Annotated in this window: 17 protein-coding genes; 6 read left to right on the top strand and 11 right to left on the bottom strand. The window is 67.5% G+C overall.

Translation table 11 applies throughout. The features are described 5' to 3' along the window. From ACR2JI_RS04930 to hrcA, 6 genes are all read right to left on the bottom strand, one after another. A partial coding sequence (locus ACR2JI_RS04930) for a CNNM domain-containing protein (protein WP_526388626.1) occupies nt 1–464 on the bottom strand: 464 nt, incomplete at its 3' end. Beyond that, nucleotides 461–997: an rRNA maturation RNase YbeY gene (gene ybeY, locus ACR2JI_RS04935; RefSeq protein WP_526388628.1), complete on the bottom strand. Its 537-nt coding sequence runs from the start codon at nt 995–997 to the stop codon at nt 461–463. The genes ybeY and ACR2JI_RS04930, both read right to left, overlap by 4 nt. Before the next feature lie 6 nt (nt 998–1,003). Beyond that, nucleotides 1,004–2,032, bottom strand: coding sequence for a PhoH family protein (locus tag ACR2JI_RS04940; protein WP_526388630.1), 1,029 nt, complete (start codon nt 2,030–2,032; stop codon nt 1,004–1,006). 11 nt (nt 2,033–2,043) lie between these two features. Beyond that, entirely contained in the window at nt 2,044–2,790 is a 747-nt protein-coding gene (locus ACR2JI_RS04945; RefSeq protein ID WP_526388632.1) for a 16S rRNA (uracil(1498)-N(3))-methyltransferase, read from the bottom strand. A 10-nt stretch (nt 2,791–2,800) separates the two neighbouring features. Continuing rightward, the gene (gene dnaJ, locus ACR2JI_RS04950; RefSeq protein ID WP_526388634.1) at nt 2,801–3,943 is read right to left on the bottom strand and encodes a molecular chaperone DnaJ; all 1,143 of its coding nucleotides are present in this window, start codon (nt 3,941–3,943) and stop codon (nt 2,801–2,803) included. 10 nt (nt 3,944–3,953) lie between these two features. Next, complete coding sequence (hrcA, locus tag ACR2JI_RS04955) at nt 3,954–4,985, bottom strand: heat-inducible transcriptional repressor HrcA (protein ID WP_526388636.1); 1,032 nt, start codon at nt 4,983–4,985, stop codon at nt 3,954–3,956. Nucleotides 4,986–5,034: 49 nt separating this feature from the next. On the opposite strand from hrcA, the gene ACR2JI_RS04960 reads away from it, so the two are divergent. Then, a complete protein-coding gene (locus tag ACR2JI_RS04960; protein ID WP_526388638.1) occupies nt 5,035–5,340 on the top strand; it encodes a type II toxin-antitoxin system VapB family antitoxin in 306 nt (101 codons plus the stop codon). 7 nt (nt 5,341–5,347) lie between these two features. On the opposite strand, the gene ACR2JI_RS04965 is transcribed toward ACR2JI_RS04960, so the two are convergent. Genes ACR2JI_RS04965 through ACR2JI_RS04975 form a run of 3 tightly spaced genes read right to left on the bottom strand, consistent with a single transcriptional unit; the run spans nt 5,348 to nt 7,832 of the window. Next, nucleotides 5,348–5,602: a hypothetical protein gene (locus ACR2JI_RS04965; protein ID WP_526388640.1), complete on the bottom strand. Its 255-nt coding sequence runs from the start codon at nt 5,600–5,602 to the stop codon at nt 5,348–5,350. 2 nt (nt 5,603–5,604) lie between these two features. Next, the gene (locus ACR2JI_RS04970; RefSeq protein WP_526388642.1) at nt 5,605–7,065 is read right to left on the bottom strand and encodes a sensor histidine kinase; all 1,461 of its coding nucleotides are present in this window, start codon (nt 7,063–7,065) and stop codon (nt 5,605–5,607) included. Then, nucleotides 7,062–7,832, bottom strand: a complete 771-nt coding sequence (locus ACR2JI_RS04975; RefSeq protein ID WP_526388644.1) for a response regulator transcription factor — start codon at nt 7,830–7,832, stop codon at nt 7,062–7,064. The genes ACR2JI_RS04970 and ACR2JI_RS04975 overlap by 4 nt, the downstream gene beginning before the upstream one ends. A gap of 258 nt (nt 7,833–8,090) precedes the next feature. On the opposite strand from ACR2JI_RS04975, the gene ACR2JI_RS04980 reads away from it, so the two are divergent. Further along, nucleotides 8,091–9,569 carry a SulP family inorganic anion transporter gene (locus ACR2JI_RS04980; protein WP_526388646.1) on the top strand — a complete coding sequence of 493 codons (1,479 nt, stop codon included), beginning with the start codon at nt 8,091–8,093 and terminating at the stop codon, nt 9,567–9,569. Between the two features lie 177 nt (nt 9,570–9,746). Further along, complete coding sequence (locus ACR2JI_RS04985) at nt 9,747–9,983, top strand: hypothetical protein (protein ID WP_526388648.1); 237 nt, start codon at nt 9,747–9,749, stop codon at nt 9,981–9,983. On the opposite strand, the gene hemW is transcribed toward ACR2JI_RS04985, so the two are convergent. Further along, nucleotides 9,980–11,131, bottom strand: coding sequence for a radical SAM family heme chaperone HemW (hemW, locus tag ACR2JI_RS04990; protein ID WP_526388650.1), 1,152 nt, complete (start codon nt 11,129–11,131; stop codon nt 9,980–9,982). The two genes, ACR2JI_RS04985 and hemW, sit on opposite strands and share 4 nt — an antisense overlap. Before the next feature lie 240 nt (nt 11,132–11,371). Between hemW and ACR2JI_RS04995 the strand changes: the two genes are divergently transcribed. The 3 genes from ACR2JI_RS04995 to ACR2JI_RS05005 are packed head-to-tail and all read left to right on the top strand — an operon-like array spanning nt 11,372 to nt 14,476. Beyond that, nucleotides 11,372–13,045 (top strand): nitrite/sulfite reductase, encoded by a 1,674-nt coding sequence (locus ACR2JI_RS04995; RefSeq protein WP_526388652.1) that lies wholly within the window; start codon nt 11,372–11,374, stop codon nt 13,043–13,045. A gap of 19 nt (nt 13,046–13,064) precedes the next feature. Then, nucleotides 13,065–13,757 (top strand): phosphoadenylyl-sulfate reductase, encoded by a 693-nt coding sequence (locus tag ACR2JI_RS05000; protein ID WP_526388654.1) that lies wholly within the window; start codon nt 13,065–13,067, stop codon nt 13,755–13,757. After that, entirely contained in the window at nt 13,754–14,476 is a 723-nt protein-coding gene (locus ACR2JI_RS05005; protein WP_526388656.1) for a sirohydrochlorin chelatase, read from the top strand. The genes ACR2JI_RS05000 and ACR2JI_RS05005 overlap by 4 nt, the downstream gene beginning before the upstream one ends. A gap of 26 nt (nt 14,477–14,502) precedes the next feature. On the opposite strand, the gene ACR2JI_RS05010 is transcribed toward ACR2JI_RS05005, so the two are convergent. Next, nucleotides 14,503–15,570, bottom strand: coding sequence for a sulfate/molybdate ABC transporter ATP-binding protein (locus ACR2JI_RS05010; RefSeq protein ID WP_526388658.1), 1,068 nt, complete (start codon nt 15,568–15,570; stop codon nt 14,503–14,505). Nucleotides 15,571–15,578: the final 8 nt, after the last annotated feature.

A 15,578-nucleotide genomic window follows, 5' to 3' on the forward strand; every position in this document is an offset into this window, starting at 1 on the left:
CGGCCGGGGGTCAGCGCGTTGCCGAGCAGGATCAGAAGGCGGCTGATCGGAGCCAGAAGCACCGAAATCGCCTGCAGCGGAAGGGCCGATGCCAACGCGATCGAATAGGCACGCTGCCGGCCGAGGGTTCGGGGGCCCACACCAACCAGGACGAAACTCACGACGGTCATGATGGCGGCGGCGACAAACAGGGAACCACTGATCGAGAGACGATCATTGAGGTAGTCGACCAGCAGCACGGTGGCGGCCGCTTCACAGGCGATACGAAGCAGCACGACGAGGTTCACGTAACGCGGCCGCTCCCGCACCACCTGGGCCAAGCGCACCGAACCCGGACGCTCGTCGCGAACCAGTTCCTCGACCCGCGCGATCGAGACCGTGCCGATGGCGGCGTCAATGGCGGAGAACACTCCACCCAGCAGAATCAGGGCGATCGCGCCGATCAACGGCGCCGGACAGGTCACGGCTGATCGAAGAACCGGGACTTGTCGAGCAGTCGTCGGTCTTTCTCGGCCTGGCGTTCGGAGTGGTAGGCCTCGACCTGGTCGGCCACCCACTGCTCGAGCAGTTGGCGTTGCAGGGCGAACATCTCCTTCTCCTCGTCGGGCTCGGCGTGGTCGTAGCCCAACAGGTGCAGCACACCGTGGACGGTCAGTAGCGCGAGCTCGTGACCGAGGCTGTGACCGGCAGCCTCGGCCTGGGTGGCGGCGAACTGCGGGCACAGCACGATGTCGCCGAGCATCGACGGACCGGGTTCGGGCGCATCCGGTCGGCCGCCGGGCTCAAGCTCGTCCATCGGAAAGCTCATCACGTCGGTGGGCCCGGGCAGGTCCAGCCAGCGCATGTGCAGATCGGCCATCGCATTGGTGTCGAGCAGCACCATGGACAGCTCGGCGCCGGGGTTGACATCCATCTTGCGAATGACGAAGCGCGCGACGCTGATCAGTTCCTCTTCGGAAACATCCAGCCCTGACTCATTGGAAACTTCGATGCTCATAGGCCCCTACCGCCGCGGCGACCGGCGCTGCGCGCGGTTGAGCCCGGGTTGCTCGGCGGCCCGGGCGGCATGGGCTTCGTAGGCGTCGACGATCTCGGCGACCAGGCGGTGGCGGACGACGTCGGCACTGGTGAGTTCGGCGAAGTGGATATCGTCGATGCCGTCGAGGATATCGACCGCCGCCCTCAGGCCGGAGCGCGCCCCGCCGGGCAGGTCGACCTGCGTGATGTCGCCGGTGACAACGACTTTCGAGTTGAACCCGAGCCGGGTCAGAAACATCTTCATCTGCTCGGCGGTGGTGTTCTGCGCCTCGTCGAGGATGATGAAGGCGTCGTTCAACGTTCGGCCGCGCATGTATGCCAGCGGCGCCACCTCGATGACACCGGCGCTCATCAGTTTCGGGATCGCCTCGGGATCCATCATGTCGTGCAGCGCGTCATAGAGCGGGCGAAGGTAGGGATCGATCTTCTCGCTCAGCGTGCCGGGCAGAAAGCCAAGGCGCTCACCGGCTTCCACCGCCGGGCGGGTCAGGATGATCCGGGTGACCTGTTTGGTCTGCAGCGCCTGGACGGCTTTGGCCATCGCGAGATAGGTCTTGCCGGTGCCGGCCGGGCCGATGCCGAACACGATGGTGTTGGTGTCGATCGCATCGACGTAATGCTTCTGGTTGAGCGTCTTGGGCCGGATGGTTTTACCGCGCCGCGAGAGGATGTCCAGGGTCAGCACCTCCGCCGGAGAGGTGTTGTCCTCGCCGGCCACCATGGCGATGCTACGGCGCACCAGTTCCGGCGACAGGCTCTGACCGCCGGCCACGATGGCGATCAGCTCCGACACCACCCGCTCGGCAAGGGCCACATCGGCGGCCGCGCCGGAGAGGGTGACGGTGTTGCCGCGGACGTGAACGTCAGCCGCAAGCCGGGCCTCAATGGCGCGGAGGTTTTCATCGGCGGAACCCAGCAGGCCGACGACCAGGTCGGGCGGAACAGTCATGCTGCTGCGCACCGGCACGGCAGCGATCGTCTCACGGGGGGTCATCAGCGGCGATTCTACCGCCAGCGCCCGGTGAGCACACCGATCGCTCCGAGGCCGACCGCGGCAGCAGTGGAGGTGCGCAGCACCGTCGGGCCCAGGCGCACCGGTTCGGCGCCGGCCCGCCGCAGTGCGGCGATCTCCTCTTCGCTGACACCGCCCTCGGGGCCGACCACGAGGACGATCGACGCCGCGTCGGCGACCGGGAACTGCGCCAGCGGCCTATCGGCCGACTCGTGCAGTACCAGGGCCAGCGCTCCCCGGCCGATCCGCTCGGTGAGGTACCCGGCCAGCGACTCCGTGGACATCGGTCCGCTGACGGCCGGGATATGGGGCCGCCGCGACTGGCGGGCGGCGGATCGGGCGACGGCGCGCCACCGCCGCAGACCCTTCTCGGCGCGATCGCCGTCCCAGCGGACCTGGCACCGCGCGGCCTGCCAGGCGAGGAACTCATCGGCACCGGCCTCGGTGGCGAGCTCGATGGCCAACTCGGAACGGTCGGACTTGGGGATGGCCTGCACCACCGTCACCGCCGGGCGGGCCGGCTCGACGGTTCGGCGCGCCAGCACCCGGGTGGTCAGCGTGCGTTTGTCGGCCGCTTCGACCACGCAGTCCGCGACGGCGCCGGTGCCGTCGGCGAGCACCAGCGTCTCGCCCGGACGGATCCGCCGGACGGTGGCGGCGTGGAATCCCTCGTCGCCCTCGACGACGGCGAGAGCGCCGACGTCCGGCACCGACTCGACGTAGAACAGCGTGGCGACCACGGGGCGGAGGTCAGCGGCCGGTGAAGGTTTCACGCAAGCGGCTGAACAGCCCGCCGCCGGCCGGCTGAGTCGCAGGAGTGCGGGTGGACTTCACCGCGGCCTGCTCGGCGCTGCCACTCTTGATCTCGGCGAGCAACTCACGGGTGCGGGCGTCCAGCTTGGTGGGCACTGCGACCTCGACGTGTGCGAACAGATCGCCGCGGACCTCGGAGCGCAGCCGTGGCATGCCGTGGCCGCGCACGGCGGTGACCGCACCGGGCTGGGTGCCGGGCGCAACGGTGACCTCGATGGCGTCCTCGTCGAGGATGCCGGCGACGCTGACCGTGGTTCCCAGCGCGGCATCGACCATCGGGACCGACACCGTGCAGTGCAGATCGTCACCGTCACGGACGAAGAATTCGTGTTGTTGTTCATGGACTTCCACGTAGAGATCGCCGGCCGGTCCGCCGCCGGGTCCGACCTCACCCTGGGCGGCGAGGCGAACCCGCATGCCGTCACCGACGCCGGCCGGGATCTTCACGCTGATATCGCGTCGCGTCCGGGTCCGGCCGTCGCCGCCGCACCGGTGACACGGGTTGGGAATGACCTCGCCGACCCCGGCGCAGATGGGGCACGGCCGCGAGGACATGACCTGTCCGAGCAGCGAGCGCTGGACGCTCTGCACCTCACCGCGGCCGCCGCAGGTGTCGCAGGTGGCCGGTTGTGAGTCGGCGTGGGTGCCGCGACCCTGGCAGATATCGCACAGCACGGCGGTGTCCACGGTCACCTGCTTGGTGATGCCGGTAGCGCAGTCGGCCAGCGTCAGCCGCATCCGCAGCAGTGAATCCGATCCGGGCCGAACCCGGCCGATCGGGCCGCGGGATCCGCCACCGCCACCGAAGAACGCCTCGAACACGTCGCCCAGACCACCGAAACCGGCGAACCCGCCGCCGGCGCCGGCGCCGGCAAGCGGATCTCCGCCGAGGTCGACGATGCGCCGCTTCTCCGGGTCCGACAGCACCTCGTAGGCGGTGCTGACCTCTTTGAACCGCTCCCCCTCCTCGGGGTTGATGTCCGGGTGCAGTTCGCGGGCCAGCTTGCGGTAGGCGCGTTTGATCTCCGCGTCGTTGGCGTTCCTGCTCACTCCGAGCAACCCGTAGTAATCGCGTGCCACGTCTGACCTTTCAGCGGTTTCCGAGCACTTCGCCGATGTACGTCGCGACCGCGGCGACATTGGCGATGGTTCCCGGGTAGTCCATGCGGGTGGGACCCAACACACCCATGCCGCCGTAAACGATGTCCGAGCTGCCGTAGGTGGTGGTGATCACCGACGTTCCGGCCATCTGCTCGGCTTCGGTCTCGTGGCCGATGCGCACCGTGACCTTACCGGCCTCCTGCTGGGCGGCCAGCAGCCGAAGAACCACCACCTGTTCCTCGAGGGCTTCGAGCACCGGGCGCAGCGAGCCGCCGAAGTCGGCGGTGTTGCGGGTCAGGTTGGCGGTGCCGCCCATCAGAAGCCGTTCTTCGGGATGCTCGACCAGTGATTCGAGTAACACCGTGGCCGAGCGGCCGACGGCGTTGCCCAGGCCGACCGGGCCGCCCAGCCGATCGGCCAGATCGGCGACCGCGACCGAGGCGGTGGACAGCTTCTTGCCCTCCAGTGCCTGCCCGAGCAACTCGCGCAGCTGGGCCAGTTGGTGGTCGTCGATGGTGTCACCGAGTTCCACGATGCGCTGGTCCACCCGACCCGAGTCGGTGATGACCACCATCAGCAGCCGGGCCGGGGTCAGCGCGACGACCTCGAGGTGACGCACGGTGGACGCGGACAGGGTCGGGTACTGCACGATGGCGACCTGTCGGGTGAGCTGGGCCAGCAGCCGCACCGCGCGGCGCAGCACGTCGTCGAGATCCACCCCGGACTCCAGGAACGACAGGATCGCGGAGCGCTCGGGGGGCGACAACGGTTTGACCTCGTGGATGCGGTTGACGAACTCGCGATAACCCTTCTCGGTGGGCACCCGGCCCGAGCTGGTGTGCGGCTGGGCGATGTACCCCTCGGCCTCCAGCACTGCCATGTCGTTGCGCACCGTGGCGCTGGAGACACCGAGGTTGTGGCGTTCCACCAGGGCCTTGGAGCCGATCGGCTCCTTGGTCGAGACGAAGTCGGCGACGATGGCCCGCAGCACCTCGAAGCGACGGTCGTCGGCACTTCCCATCGAAGATCACCTCCCAGACAGCTCAGCTTACGGGGGCTAACCTGCGGGGGTGATCTTCAAGGGCGTCCGCGACGACAAGCCCTATCCCGAGCACGGCCTGGCCTACCGGGACTGGGCCAAGATCCCGCCGCGACAGATCCGGCTGGACGAACTGGTCACCACCACCACCGTGCTCGCGCTGGACAAGCTGCTCAGCGAGGACTCGACGTTCTACGGCGACCTGTTCCCGCATGCGGTCAAGTGGCACGGGACTGTCTACCTCGAGGACGGCCTGCACCGGGCGGTGCGCTCCGCACTGCGGGGCAGGACGGTGCTGCACGCCCGGGTGCTGGATCTGGACGCCACCGAGCAGTAGCTCGCACTCAGTCCAGCGCCAGCAGCGGCGGCAGCTGGCCGCGGCCGTATCCGGGCAGCCACGCCGAGCCGAGCAGCCCATTGCTGGGCGCCCGCACGGTCGGGGCGGTGTGCAACGAGGTGTGGCCGGGTTTCTGGCACATCGTGCTGCCGCCGGTCTTGCGGCAGTTCGCCTCGGAGGCGCCGGCGACCGGGGCCGCCGCGATGGCGGTGCCGACGGCGATGACAAGTGCTGAAACGATCTGGCGGAGTTTCATGTTCATGACTACAGATTATCAATACCTGAATTCTGAGTCCTGTTTCTCATAGCGTTTTCATAGCGAACCCGCGCCGCCGGCAGTAGCACCGTGAACGTCGTGCGGCCCGGCCTGGACGCGACCGACACCGTCCCCCGATGGGCATCGACGATCGAGGAGACGATGGCCAGACCCAGACCGCTGCACCCCATTTCGCGGGACCGTCCCTTGTCCGCTCGGACGAACCTGCCGAACAGATTCGGCATGATCTGCTCCGGGATACCCGGTCCGTCATCGCTGATCACGAGTTCCGCCGAGCCGCCCGCCACCCCGACCGATGTCGTGACCGTGGTGCCGGCCGGGGTGTGCACCCGGGTGTTGCCGAGCAGATTGGCGACCAGTTGCTGCAGACGAGCGTGATCCCCCAGCACCAGGACGGCACCGTCGGGAAGATCGGCGCGGAAGCGGTGGTCGGGCGCACTGACCGCGGCATCGTTGACCGCATGGGCGACCAGGTCGCACAGATCCACCTGTTCTAGCTGCAGATCCTGGCGCTCATCGAGTCGCGACAGCAGCAGCAGATCGTCGACCAGAGTGGACATCCGCCGCGACTCGGACTCGATGCGCTCCAGCGCGTACTCCGTCATCGGCGGCAGCCGGTCAGATTCCTGACGGGTGAGTTCGGCATAACCGAGGATCGATGCCAGCGGTGTGCGCAGTTCATGGCTTGCGTCAGTGAGGAATTCGCGAGTGTGGCGGTCGGAGCGCGCCATCTTCGTCAACGCGGAATCGACGTTGTCGAGCATGTGATTCAACGTCAGGCCCACGACGCCCACCTCATTGGCCGGGTCGGTGTCACGGTCGTCGACGCGTGCGGTGATGCGGTATTCGGCCGCCTCGAGCGGCAGCTTGGCAACGTCGCCCGCTATCGCGGCCACCCGCCGCAAAGGTTTGAGGGCATTGCGGACCAGAACCGTGGTGGCGACGGCGGTGGCGACCAACGCAAGCAACACCAGGGAAGCAACCAGCAGGGTGTTGTGCGCCAGCGTGCGATTGGCGTCCTGCAGTGACACCGCCGAGACCAGCAGGTCGCCGGACTCGACGGCCCGGCTGGCCACCCGGTGCGGCCCGAGCCCGCCCAGTTCAACGGTCACCGGAGCGCCCCCTGCCGCACCGGCGGCTTCCAGCGATCGCACGACGTCGGGCGTCGCCGCGGCGGGCTCACCTTCGGTGACGACGTGGGTGTACACCACCCGCCCGTCACGAAGCACCGCGATCACCGTGCCCGGCGCCTGTCCGGAGTTCCCCTCCAAACCCTTGGCGTGCAAATAGGCGAAGGCGGCCAGTGAGTGCGCCACCTGGCTGTCAGTGAGGCTGCGGACCTCATCGCGCAGGCTCATGATGGCGACCGCACCGATGGCGATCAGAGCGGTGCTGACGATCGCCACGACACCGGCGAGCAGTTGGGCCCGTAGCGACCGTGGCTTCACTGCGCGGGCCGGAGCAGGTAACCCACTCCACGGACGGTGTGGATCATCGGTTCACGGCCCGCGTCGACCTTGCGCCGCAGATATGAGATGTAGAGATCGACGACGCTGGACCGGCCGCCGAACCCGTAGTTCCACACCCTGTCAAGAATCTCAGCGCGCGGGATAGCACGTTTCGGGTTGCGCATCAGGTAACGCAGCAGTTCGAACTCGGTGCCGCTCAACGAGATCTCCGCACCGTTGCGGGTCACCATCCGACTGGCGCCGTCGAGGACGAGATCCCCCACCTTCAGAATCTCGTCATCGGGCGATGCCATGGCATGCGCGCGGCGCAGTAGGCCGCGCAACCTGGCCACCAACTCCTCGAGGCTGAACGGTTTGGTGAGATAGTCGTCGGCGCCGGCCGTCAGTCCGGTGACCCGATCCATCACCGAATCGCGCGCAGTCAGGAACAGAGTGGGCGTATAGCCCTCCGAATCCCGGATTCTCCTGAGGATTTCCAGACCATCGATATCAGGCAACATGATGTCGAGGACCAGCAGGTCGGGGCCGAACTCCTCATACTTCGAGATCGCCTCAGCGCCATCGCGCGCCACGTCGATCTCCCAGCCCTCGTAGTGCAGGGCCATCTTCAGCAGATTGGTCAGAGCGGGCTCGTCGTCGACCAGCAGCACCCGGATCGGGGATCCGTCGGCACGGGTGATCCGCGGAAGTTGGCCCAGGATGGCCTGACGCTGGCGGGGGGCTCGAGGTGGAACCGACACGGTCATAGCGTAATTGTGTCCATCCGATTTACGAATGTCATGGACCACATATGAAGTTCATATCATTGCCAGCGTCACCGTCTGGTCACGGTTTACCGCAATCGCCTATGAGTTCTCTATGTGTGCGCCGTCATCGCTTGGCCACCCCGGCGATCGCCCCTAACGTCGGTGTGTGTGAAGCCCCCTGTGCCGCAACAGATGACGCGGGTATCTGAGACCTCAGCGGTGCGGTCTCCGGCCGACAATGACGACAGGAGTCCAGCCATGATCGAGAAAGTTTTGCGCTACGACCTGCCCGCCTCACTGGTGGTGTTCCTGGTGGCGCTTCCGCTCTCGCTGGGAATTGCCGTCGCCTCCGACGCGCCACCACTGGCCGGCCTGATCGCCGCCATCGTCGGCGGCATCGTGGCCGGGGCACTTGGCGGTTCGCCGCTCCAGGTGAGTGGACCGGCCGCCGGCCTGACGGTGATTGTCGCGGCATTGGTCGCCCAGTTCGGCTGGGCGGTGACCTGTGCGATCACGGTGTGCGCAGGACTCCTCCAGATTCTGTTCGGGCTGACCAAGTTGGGCCGGGCCGCACTGGCGATCTCACCCATGGTGGTTCACGCCATGCTGGCCGGCATCGGGATCACGATCGCCCTCCAGCAGGTGCACGTCCTGATGGGCGGCGAAACGCACAGCTCGGCGCTGCACAACATCGTCGCCCTGCCGGTCCACCTTGCCGAGGCGGATCGGGGCGGCATGGTGGTCGGAGTGTTGGTGATCGTGATCATGGTCCTGTGGCGACGGGTTCCCACCGCGCTGCGGGTGGTGCCCGGTCCGCTGGTCGCCATCGTCGCCGCCACGTTGTTCTCGCTGGTGCTGCACCTGAATGTGCCGCGAGTCGAACTCAACGGATCGCTGCTCGATGCGCTGGCGCTGCCGAGCCTGCCCAGCGGGGCATGGGGCGCATTCGCCGCGGGCGTGCTCACGGTCGCCCTGATCGCGAGCGTGGAGAGTCTGCTGACAGCCGTCGCCGTCGACCGCATGCAAACCCGCACCCGCAGCAACCTGGATCGCGAACTGGTGGGCCAGGGCGCGGCCAACATGCTGTCCGGCGCCATCGGGGGTCTGCCCATCACCGGTGTGATCGTGCGCAGCTCAGCCAACGTCTCGGCCGGCGCCCGGACGAGGGCATCCAGCGTCCTGCACGGTGTCTGGGTGCTGGTGTTCGCGGTGCCGTTCGCCGGCCTGGTCCGCCAGATCCCCACTGCCGCGCTGGCCGGTCTGCTGGTGGTGATCGGTGTGCAGCTGGTCAAGCTGACCCATATCGCGACCGCCCGCCGCAACGGTGACATCTCGGTCTACCTCGTGACGGTCACCGGGGTGGTCTTCGTCAATCTGCTCGCCGGCGTCATCGCGGGACTGGCGCTGTCGATCCTCCTGATGGCGTGGCGGGTGGCGCAGGCCAAGGTGATCGCACTTCCGATCGGCGATGACCGCTGGCAGGTGAGCATCACCGGTTCGTGCACATTCCTGTCCCTGCCGCGCCTGCACCGGGTGTTCGACTCGGTGCCGCCCGGAACGGCGGTCGCACTCGCGATGTCGGTCAACTACATCGACCACGCCAGTCAGGAGTACATCGACAGCTGGCGCCGCCAGCACGAAGCGGCAGGCGGGGTTGTCACCACGGCTACCGGACCGTGCCACGCCTGCTCGGCCTGGTCCGCACACCACAGCCATGCGGAATCAGCAATTATATGATATGTGTTTCCGATATTATATGTCTTCTCTATGACTCTCGCGACGTCGGCGCACCCCGATCCTAGACTTGGGACATGTCAGGGCGCTACGGCCAAATCCCTACGCTCCGTTGTGATTTCGGCTTGGGATTTCGGTGGCGTCCTAGCACGATCGGCCCACAACGAGAGGATGATCACCATGATCGCCAGACTGCTGACCCCCCTGCTCATCGCCGCCGCCACGGCGACCGGGATCGCGCTCGCCCCGGTCGCTGCGGCCACGACCCCGGACTGTACGGACACTCCCATGACGTCGATCTGCCAGCGGCCCGGGCACAGTTCGATCTACACCAGTCCGAACATGCCCGATCAGAACAGCGGCATCGGATGGCCGGTGGGCATCAGCCCGATCCCGCCGATCATGGCGATGAACTAGCCGTCGAGCACCTCACGCACAACGGCATCGGCCAGCAACCGACCGCGGTCGGTCAGCACCAGATGTGCGGCCGCCTCGGTCAGCAGACCATCGGCGACAGCACGCCGGGCGCGCGCCAGTTCCGACGGGCCCAGCAGCGCCGTCGGCAGTCCGTCGCGCAACCGGATACCGAGCATCACCTGCTCGAGATGACGGTCCCGGTCGCCGAGTCGCTCGAAGCCGTCCACCGGTAATCGTTCCTCGGCGAGTGTTTCGGCATAGGCATTGGGGCGCTTGATATTCCACCACCGGGTGTCGCCGACGAAACCATGTGCGCCGGGGCCGGCTCCCCACCACTGGCCACCATTCCAGTAGCCGAGATTGTGCCGGCACTGTCCGCCCGGCCGGCTCCAGTTGGACACTTCGTACCATTCCAGCCCCGCCGCCGACAGGCGCCGGTCGAGCAGTTCGTAGCGCTGCGCCAGCACATCGTCATCGGGTGCGGCCATCTCACCGCGTCGCACCCGACGGGCCAGAGCGGTGCCGTCCTCGACCACCAGTGCGTAGGCCGAGACGTGGTCCACTCCGGCTCCCAGTGCGGCGTCGACCGAGTCCAGTAGGTCCTCGTCGGTCTCCCCCGGCGTGCCGTAGATGAGGTCGATGCTGACGTGTGTGAAGCCGGCCGCCCGGGCTTCGGCGGCCGCCGCGATCGGCCGTCCGGGCGAATGCGCGCGGTCCAGCACGGCGAGCACGTGCGGCGCGGCCGACTGCATGCCCAGTGACACCCGGGTGTAGCCGGCGGCGCGGATGGCATCGAAGAACTCCGGCGAGGTGGACTCCGGATTGGCTTCCGTGGTGACCTCGGCGTCGGCGACCACCACAAAGTTGTCCCGGACGGCATCCAGGGCCGCGCCCAGCCGGTGGCCGCCGAGCGTCGACGGTGTGCCTCCGCCGACGAAGACGGTGTCGACGGCCACCGCCCCCAGCCTGCGGGCGGCCAGTCGCAGTTCCACCCGCAGCGCGGCCAGCCAGCCATCGGGGGTGGCACCACCGAGCTCGGCAGCGGTATAGGTGTTGAAGTCGCAGTACCCGCAGCGCGAGGTGCAGAACGGTACATGCAGGTAGATGCCGAACTGAGTGCCCGGGGCCAGGGCGAGTTCGGGCAGCACTCCCCGAGTGTCCCAGAGCGAGTTAGGGCAACCTGATGCGGCCGTGGCAGACTGTGTTCCATGCCAGCACCGGAGTCGACCCTGCGCATCGTCGCGCGTGTCACCCGCTGCTGTTGTCACGTTTAACGCCGTAGACCCGTCCCACTGCACATCAGCTGGCCACCGGATCTGCGTCGCCGGATTCCAACCCGACCGGCACAGCGCACTCCCCCGCCAGCTCCTGACACCAGGAGCCACCCGATGACCCCACCGGCCAAAACCCGCGACGAGGGACAGTGGGCGCTCGGCGGCACCGAACCCCTCAACCCCAACGAGGAGTTCAAGAACGAGGACGCCCCGCTCAACGTGCGGGAGCGGATCGAGAGCCGCTACGCCATCGAAGGTTTCGACAGCATCGACAAGACCGACCTGCGCGGCCGGTTTCGCTGGTGGGGCCTCTACACCCAGCGCCGGGAGGGCTACGACGGCACCTTCACCGGTGACGACAACACCGACATGCTCGAGGCGCCGTTCTTCATGCTGCGGGTACGCAGCGACGGCGGGGCCCTGACTGCCGCGGCGCTGCGGACCCTGGGCCAGATCTCCACCGAGTTCGCCCGCGACACCGCCGACATCTCCGACCGGCAGAACGTCCAGTACCACTGGATCCGGGTCGAGGATATGCCGGAGATCTGGCGCCGGCTCGACGGTGTGGGACTGCAGACAACCGAGGCCTGCGGTGACTGCCCGCGTGTCGTTCTGGGTTCACCGCTGGCCGGGGAATCCCTCGACGAGGTACTCGACGCCACACCCGCGATCGACGAGATCGTCCGCCGCTACGTCGGCAAGCCCGAATACGCCAACCTGCCCCGCAAGTTCAAGACCGCGATCTCCGGGTTGCAGGACGTGGTGCATGAGATCAACGACGTCGCCTTCGTCGGGGTCAACCATCCCGAGCACGGACCCGGATTGGACCTGTGGGTCGGTGGCGGGCTGTCGACGAATCCGATGCTCGCCCAGCGTCTCGGCGCCTGGGTACCGCTGGACGAGGTGCCCGACGTGTGGGAGGCGGTGGTGAGCCTGTTCCGTGACTACGGGTACCGGCGGCTGCGCGCCAAGGCCCGGCTGAAGTTCCTGGTCAAGGATTGGGGCGTGGAAAAATTCCGCGCAATTCTCGAGACCGAGTACCTCAAGCGGCCGCTGATCGACGGCCCCGCCCCCGCGCCGACCGTCCGGCCCGTCGACCACGTCGGCGTTCAGCGACTTCGCAACGGGCTCAACGCCATCGGTGTCGCACCGATCGCCGGCCGGGTGTCGGGCACGATCCTGACCAAGGTCGCCGATCTGGCCGAGCAGGCCGGGTCGGACCGGATCCGGTTCACCCCGCACCAGAAGCTGGTCGTACTCGACGTCCCCGACGCTCGGGTCGACTGGCTCACCGCCGAGCTCAACGCGCTGGGTCTTCAGTCGGCGCCGTCGCAGTGGCGGCGAAACCTGATGGCCTGCAGCGGGATCGAGTTCTGCAAGCTGTCCTTCGCCGAGACCCGGGTGCGGGCCCAGACTCTCGTCCCAGACCTGGAGCAACGGCTGGCCGACCTCAACGCCGAACTCGACGTGCCGGTCACCGTGCACCTCAACGGCTGCCCCAACTCATGTGCCCGGATTCAGGTGGCCGATATCGGGTTCAAGGGCCAGATGGTCGACGACGGCGGCGATGACGGGCAGGGTGGTCCGGTCGAGGGGTTCCAGGTGCACCTCGGTGGCAGCCTGGGACTGGACAGCGGTTTCGGCCGCAAGTTGCGCCAGCACAAGGTCACCAGCACCGAGTTGGGCGACTACATCGAACGGGTGGTACGCAACTTCATCGCGCAGCGCAATTCCGGAGAACGGTTCGCCGAGTGGGCGGTTCGCGCCGACGAGGAGGCCCTGCGATGAGCAACATCGGGCGGAAGCGATGAGCGAAGGCCGTCTGCGCGAACTGGCCGCCCGCGGCGCCGCCGATCTCGATGGTGCGTCCGCGCAGGAACTGCTGGCCTGGACCGATGTGAACTTCGGCTCCGATTACCTGGTGGCCTCCAACATGCAGGACGGGGTGCTGGTCGATTTGGCCGCCAAGGTGCGGCCCGGAGTAAATGTGCTCTTTCTCGACACCGGCTACCACTTCGCCGAGACCATCGGCACCCGTGACGCAGTGCAGGCGGTCTACGACGTCACCGTGGTCAATGTGGTGCCGGAGCAGTCCGTCGCCGAGCAGGACGAGGCATTCGGCAAGGATCTGTTCTCCCGCGATCCCGGCGAATGCTGCCGGTTGCGCAAGATCGTTCCACTGCGTGCCGCACTGGCCGGCTACTCGGCCTGGGTGACCGGGATCCGGCGGGTGGACTCGCCCACCCGGGCGAATGCGCCATTGGTCAGCTTCGACGAGACGTTCGGCCTGGTGAAGGTCAACCCGTTGGCGGCGTGGACCGACGAGGACATGCAGGCCTATATCGACGCAAACGGGATTCTGGTCAATCCCCTTGTGGACGAGGGCTATCCGTCGATCGGGTGTGCCCCGTGCACCGCGAAGCCGACTGACGGTTCCGACCCGCGCAGCGGCCGCTGGCAGGGGCAGACCAAGACCGAGTGCGGGTTGCACATCTCGTGAGCATCCTGCGCCATCCGGCCCTCGTTCTCACCGCACACGGTAGCGCCGACCCACGCTCGGCTGAGACCACGCACGACGTGGCCGCGCAGATCCGCCGTATGCGGCCCTGGCTTGACGTCCGGGTTGCGTTCTGCGAACGCAGCGAACCGAATCTGCGCGATGTGGTGGCCGGTCTTGATCGCCCGGCAGTTGTGACCCCGCTTCTGCTGGCCAGTGCCTACCACGCCCGCACCGACATCCCGGCGATGATCGCGGACGCGAAAGTCCCGGTGCGCCAGGCTGACACCCTCGGCGAGGATCCCCAGTTGATCGCGGTGCTGCGGGAGAGACTGGCCGAAGTCGGTGTCAGCCCGCAGTCCGGCGACACCGGGGTGCTGGTGGTCGCGGTCGGCTCGTCGCACACCGCCGCCAATGCCAGCACGGCCACTGTTGTCGGCGCACTGACTCCCGGCACCGGCTGGGCCGGGGTGAGGCTGGCGCACGCCACCAATCCGGAACTGTCGGTGACCGACGGCATCGCCGAACTGCGCCGGATCGGCGCGGAGCGGGTGGTGCTGGCGCCCTGGTTCATTGCACACGGGCGCATCACCGACCGGGTTGCCGCGGTGGCCGCAGCGGCGGGTGCGGTGATGGCGCAGCCCCTCGGGGCGCACCCGCTACTCGCCGCAACCGTGCTCAATCGTTTCGAGCAGGCCCTCGCGGCCCGCAGAGCGGCCTGAGCATCTTCGCGTCCGCCTCACAGCGACTAGATGGTGAAGTCGCTCGAAGCCGGGCTTGACGGTAGGAGATCAGCCCACGCCTGCTCCGCCCCGGCGATCGGCGGGATCCGAGTCGCCCGCACGTAGACGGTGTCACCGTCCTTGAGCCCCAGCGCCTCAGCATCTCCGCGGGTGATCTGTGCGGTGAACGGAGCTCCGGTGGTCGCACTGATCAGTTCCACCCGCACCTCGAAGCCGAGGTAGGCGATCCGCTCGATGGTGGCCCGGATGACACCGGTGGTCTCCGCGGTGCCGTCGCCGGCGGCGAACGCCATCTCCGGGGTGCGACCCACCCGGATGTCGTGGGGCCGCACCAGGATCCCGTTGAGCGTCGAGACGGTGCCCAGAAAGGACATCACGAACGCGTTGGCGGGGCTGTCGTAGACCTCCGTCGGAGTACCGACCTGCTCGACGCGACCCTTATTGAGAACCGCCACCCGGTCGGCGACGTCGAGTGCCTCGGCCTGATCGTGGGTGACCAGCACCGTGGTGACATGAACCTCATCGTGCAGGCGGCGAAGCCAGGCCCGCAGGTCTTCGCGCACCTTGGCGTCCAACGCACCGAACGGTTCGTCGAGAAGGAGCACCTGCGGGTCAACCGCAAGCGCGCGAGCCAATGCCATGCGCTGGCGCTGACCGCCGGACAGCTGGTTGGGATAGCGGCTCTGGAAACCGGCGAGGCCGACCACCTCGAGCAGATTGTCGACCTTCTCCTTGATCTCCGCCTTCGGCCGCTTGCGAATCTTGAGCCCGAAGGCGACGTTATCCCGCACCGTGAGGTGCTTGAACGCGGCGTAATGCTGGAAGACGAATCCGATCTCCCGACGCTGCGGCGGCACATGGGTGACATCCTGACCGTTGATGACAATCGAGCCGCTGTCGGGCTGATCGAGTCCGGCGATAGCACGCAGCAGGGTCGACTTTCCGCTTCCGCTGGGGCCCAGCAGCGCCGTCAGTGACCCCGTCGGCACCACGAAGTCGACGTTGTCGAGAGCGGCGAAGTCGCCGTAGCGCTTACTGGCGCCCGCGACGACGATCGCATTCTGGACGGTCATGGATTCAC

It is taken from the genome of Mycobacterium sp. (assembly GCF_051006775.1).
In the GTDB taxonomy this organism is placed as follows: domain Bacteria; phylum Actinomycetota; class Actinomycetes; order Mycobacteriales; family Mycobacteriaceae; genus Mycobacterium.